We start from the raw sequence: 4,300 nt of genomic DNA on the forward strand, positions 1-4,300 counted from the left end.
GGCATCGCCCATCGCCAGGCTGCGCAACGCAGCGCGCCAGGCGTCGACTGCGGCCTGGGCTTGCGCATCATTGCCGCGCAGGCGCAGCGCCTCATGCGCGGCCAGCACCTTGCCCTTCATCGCAGCAGCGGCCTCTTCGTCCATCGCCATGCAGGCGACTGGCAGGCCAATGGCGGCGCGCAGCACCAGCGAATCGATGACGGTGGCCAGCAAGGCCGTATCGGTCTGGCGCACGCTGCCGTAGCGGTACACATTGGCCAGCGGCGGCAGCGCCTGCAGCAGCTGGGCCACATCACCGGTGGTGGCCGCGCGCTCGGCCAGGGTGGCAATCAGCGATTCGACCAGCTGCGGCAGATTGGCCAGAAGTGCGTCGTCAATCGCCTGCGCAATCTCGGGCAAGGGCATATCGGGCGAGAGGCTGGCGCGCAAGCGCGCGGTGGCGGCCTGCGCCACGGTGGCGCCATGCACGCTGGCCTCGATGATGCGCACGGCCAGCTCTGGCTCCCACTGCATCTGCCAGCTCTCGCGGAAGGTGCCGCGGTTGCGCTGCGCATCGGCCGCACGCGTACCCCAGCCAATGCCCAACAAGCGCAGGCGGTGCAGAAAATGGCTGCGCGCCAGGTCGGTCTCCTTGCGCAGATCCAAGGCCAGCAGCTTGCTGGCCGCCTCGGGCTTCATGCGCAGCGATTTTTGCTGCTGCTCGATATCGCGCTGCAGCGGCACCTGCGGCACATCGGCGGGCACCGAGCCCAGCACATGGCCGACGGTGAGCTCGTCGTCGATCAGGGTCAGCGGCGCGGTCTCGCCCATGCAGACCACCGTCACGATGGCCTCGTTGATCTCCTGCAGCCCGGGTATCGGCTGGCCACGCATGGCAGCCAGGCCTTCGGCCAAACGGGTGGCCTCGATGATGTGGGCGCTGGAGCAGTCCAGGTCCTTGTCGCGCAGCAGGCGTGCCACGCGGGTCAGCCAGCCTGCGGTGCGCAAGGTGGCAGCATCGCGGGCGCTGCGTGCAGGCAGGCCTTCTGCCGCCTGCCGCGCCAAGGCCGCATCGGCCCGGTAGCACTGCCAGAGATGCGCGTACCAGCCCGGCGAGGTGACCCCTGCGCCATAGCCGCTGCGGCTGGCCAGGTTGCGGTAGGTCCAGGGCGCCCAGGTCGCCAGCACCTTGGCCTTGGGCAAGCCCTTGAGCACGGCGCTGTCGGCCTTGGCGGTGGTGCTTTGCTGCAAGGCTGGCACATGCCAGGCGCCGCAGACCACCGCAATGCGCTGGTAGCCGGCCTTGACTGCCTCACGGATGCACTGGCGCATATGCGCCTCCCGCTGGGCCTCGCGCAGCACATAGTGGGGGCCGCGCCAGGCCTCGCCCTCGCCGCCCAGTTCGCTGCGCACTGCCGTCATGGCCTCGTTGATGCTGCTGAACAGCGCTTCGCTGTCACCCCGCTCTTCCACCAGGCGGTTCCACCAGCTCTCGCCATCCTCAAAGCCGGCCGCATGGGCGAGCCAGTCGAGCGGGTCGCGCATTGGCGGCTGCTTGCTCTCGATCGGTTCGCCGACGTCGCTGTCCATATCCACCACCGGGGCCGTGTCGGCGCTGGCCTCAGTGGCATCGCCTGGCGCCTCGTCCGCTGCCTCCAGCGCATCGTCCTCGCCCTCTTCCCCGTCCACCTCTTGCGCAGGCTCCGGCTTTTTCAGCGCCTGGCGCCGCGCCCAGTCCTGGGCCATCGCATGGGTTTGGGGCAGGTCGATAAAGCGCGTGGCCACGCCCTGCTCGCTCGCCCATTGCAGCGCCTGCCATTCGGGCGAGAACTCGGCAAAGGGGTAGAACGCGGCCTGGCTGGGCTCGTCTTGCATGTACACCAGCATGGCGACAGGCGGGCGCAGCTCGGCACTGCGCAGCATCGGCAGCAGCGCCTCGCCCTCGGGCGGGCCTTCCACCAGCAGGCAGTCGGGCTGCAGTTGCGCCAGCGCTTGCACCAGGCTGCGCGCACAGCCCGGGCCGTGGTGGCGAATGCCAAAGAAATGGACGTTGTCAGCAGAAGTGGCCATGGGCTCGGTCAGCGTTGTCGGGGGCAGAAGAAGAACGGTGTCAGCGGCTTAGATTTGCTCGCGGCAGGCGCGGGACAGGGCTTTCCACTCGGCACGTTCTTTGACGACGGTCTCCAGGTATTCCTTCCAGACCACGCTGTCCTGCACCGGGTCCTTGATGACGGCGCCCAAGAGGCCCGAGGCGACATCGTGTGCACGCAGCACGCCATCGCCAAAATGGCCGGCCAGCGCCATGCCGCTGTTGATCACCGAGATCGCCTCCGCGGTCGACAAGGTGGAGCTGGGCGACTTGATGCGCACGGTTTTGCCGTCTTCGGTCTGGCCATTGCGCAGCTCGCGGAAGATCCGCACCACGCGGCGCACTTCTTCCAGCGCCGGGGCCTCGGCAGGCAGTTGCAGCGCGCGGCTTTGCTCGCCCACGCGCTTGGTGACGATCTTCACTTCCTCATCCTGCGAGGCAGGCACGGGCAGCACGACGGTGTTGAAGCGGCGCTTCAAGGCGCTGGAGAGCTCGTTGACGCCCTTGTCGCGGTTGTTGGCCGTGGCGATCACCGAGAAGCCGGCGACGGCCTGGAACTCGGTCGAGAGCTCGGGCACCGGCAAGGTCTTTTCGGACAGCACGGTGATCAAGGTGTCCTGCACATCGGCGGGGATGCGGGTCAGCTCTTCGATGCGGGCGATCTTACCCAGCTTCATCGCATGCACCAGCGGGCTGGGGACCAGCGCCTTTTCCGAGGGGCCATGGGCGAGCAGCTGGGCATAGTTCCAGCCGTAGCGCAGTTGCTCTTCGCTGGTGCCGGCCGTGCCCTGGATCAGCATGGTCGAGTCGCCACTCACGGCTGCCGCCAGGTGCTCGGACACCCAGGACTTGGCCGTGCCGGGCACACCGTACAGCAGCAGTGCGCGGTCGGTGGCCAGGGTCGATACCGCGATCTCCATCAGGCGTGGGCTGCCGATGTACTTGGCGCTCACTTCAAAACCATTGCTCAGCGTGCCGCCCATCAGGTACTGCAGCACGGCCCAGGGCGAGAGCTTCCAGTTGGGCGGACGCGGACGGTCATCGGCCTGTTGCAGGGCATCCAGTTCTTCGGCAAATTGCTGCTCGGCGTGCTGGCGTAGTACTTGGCTCATGGTGTGATTCCGGTAGAGATCAAAAGGTTGGTGGTGGGCGCCATCAGGCGGGCTGGGCCGCTTGCAGCGCCAGGCGCAGATCGACAATGCGGTTGAGTTGGGCGAGCACCTGCTCGTCATCCCAGGGACGCAGGCGCGAGCGTTCCAGGCGCGCTTGCTGCTCCTTCTTGAGTCTGGCGATGTCGGCCTCGGTACTGCCTTCGGGCACCACCAGCGCGGCGGCGTCGTCGGTCGCCGTGGGCTCGGCAGGCGCTGCCGCCCGTGGCGCGCGCCACAGCTGCGCAAAGCGCTCCAGGTCAGCCACCTGCAGGCGGCGTGCGCAGGCCAGAACGGCATGGTCGGCCTGCCAGCTGTGCCAGTTGCCCGCAGGCTGGCGCGCCTGCAAGGTGCTGAGCAAGGCCTCCAGCAACCAGCGCGACATGGCAGGCGAGAGCAGCTCTGCGCGCCCCATGCCTTCGTCGATGCGGTGGATGGCCTCGATAAAGGCGCTCTTGCCCAGCTTGGCCTGCAACTGCACCAGCCACTGGGTTTCGCGCTCTGCGGCGCTGAGCTCGGCCATCAGCAGCGGCAGCACATCGCTGCTGCGCGAGTCGCCCTCCATGCTCTGGATCAGCGGCAGCCAGCGCACATCGCGTTGCGCACGCAAAGCCGCAATCCAGCCCTGGCGCAGCGCGCCCTTCCAGTCGCTGCGCCGGCTCCATTCCCAGAGCTGCTCGGGCGTCTTGCCCAGATGGTGCTGCCAGAAATCGAGGGGCGTGAGCTCCACCAGCTGCTGCAGCCACCAGGCGCGATGGCCCTTGATATAGGCGGGCGGCTGCAGGGTGACGCCGTCGCGCTCCCAGTCCTTGTGGCCCTCTTGGGGCGGCTCGATCTGCCACTCGCCCTGGGCATCCTGGCTCAGCATGGCCTGCAGCGCTGCGCCCATGCGCTGGCTGTGCGGGCTGTGCGGCAGGCGTGCGAGCAGGCTGGCGGCTGATTCGCGCACCTCCTTGCTGCGGTCGCCCAGCAGCTTTTCCAGCAAGGCCTCGTCGTGGGCCGACAGGCCGCGCGCCAGGCTCTGCACCATCGGTGCACGCTCGCGGGCGCTCAGCTCCTTGAGGCTGGCCTCCAGCCGCGCGCG

Annotated in this window: 3 protein-coding genes; all 3 read right to left on the reverse strand. The window is 68.2% G+C overall.

The window, feature by feature from the left end; genetic code table 11:
• On the reverse strand, positions 1-2,049 hold a 2,049-nt coding region (locus H928_RS28500; RefSeq protein ID WP_043340834.1), incomplete at its 3' end, for a DUF5682 family protein.
• A 48-nt stretch (positions 2,050-2,097) separates the two neighbouring features.
• Positions 2,098-3,180, reverse strand: coding sequence for an AAA family ATPase (locus H928_RS0117285; protein ID WP_021027629.1), 1,083 nt, complete (start codon positions 3,178-3,180; stop codon positions 2,098-2,100).
• A gap of 43 nt (positions 3,181-3,223) precedes the next feature.
• On the reverse strand, positions 3,224-4,300 hold a 1,077-nt coding region (locus tag H928_RS32490; protein WP_021027630.1), incomplete at its 5' end, for a DUF5691 domain-containing protein.

The sequence above is a fragment of the Comamonas sp. B-9 genome, assembly GCF_000410635.1.
GTDB lineage: Bacteria > Pseudomonadota > Gammaproteobacteria > Burkholderiales > Burkholderiaceae_C > Comamonas.

Excerpts from the sequence above, each read along its gene's own strand:
- H928_RS0117285 (WP_021027629.1), bottom strand. The coding sequence starts at position 3,180 with ATGAGCCAAGTACTACGCCAGCACGCCGAGCAGCAATTTGCCGAAGAA.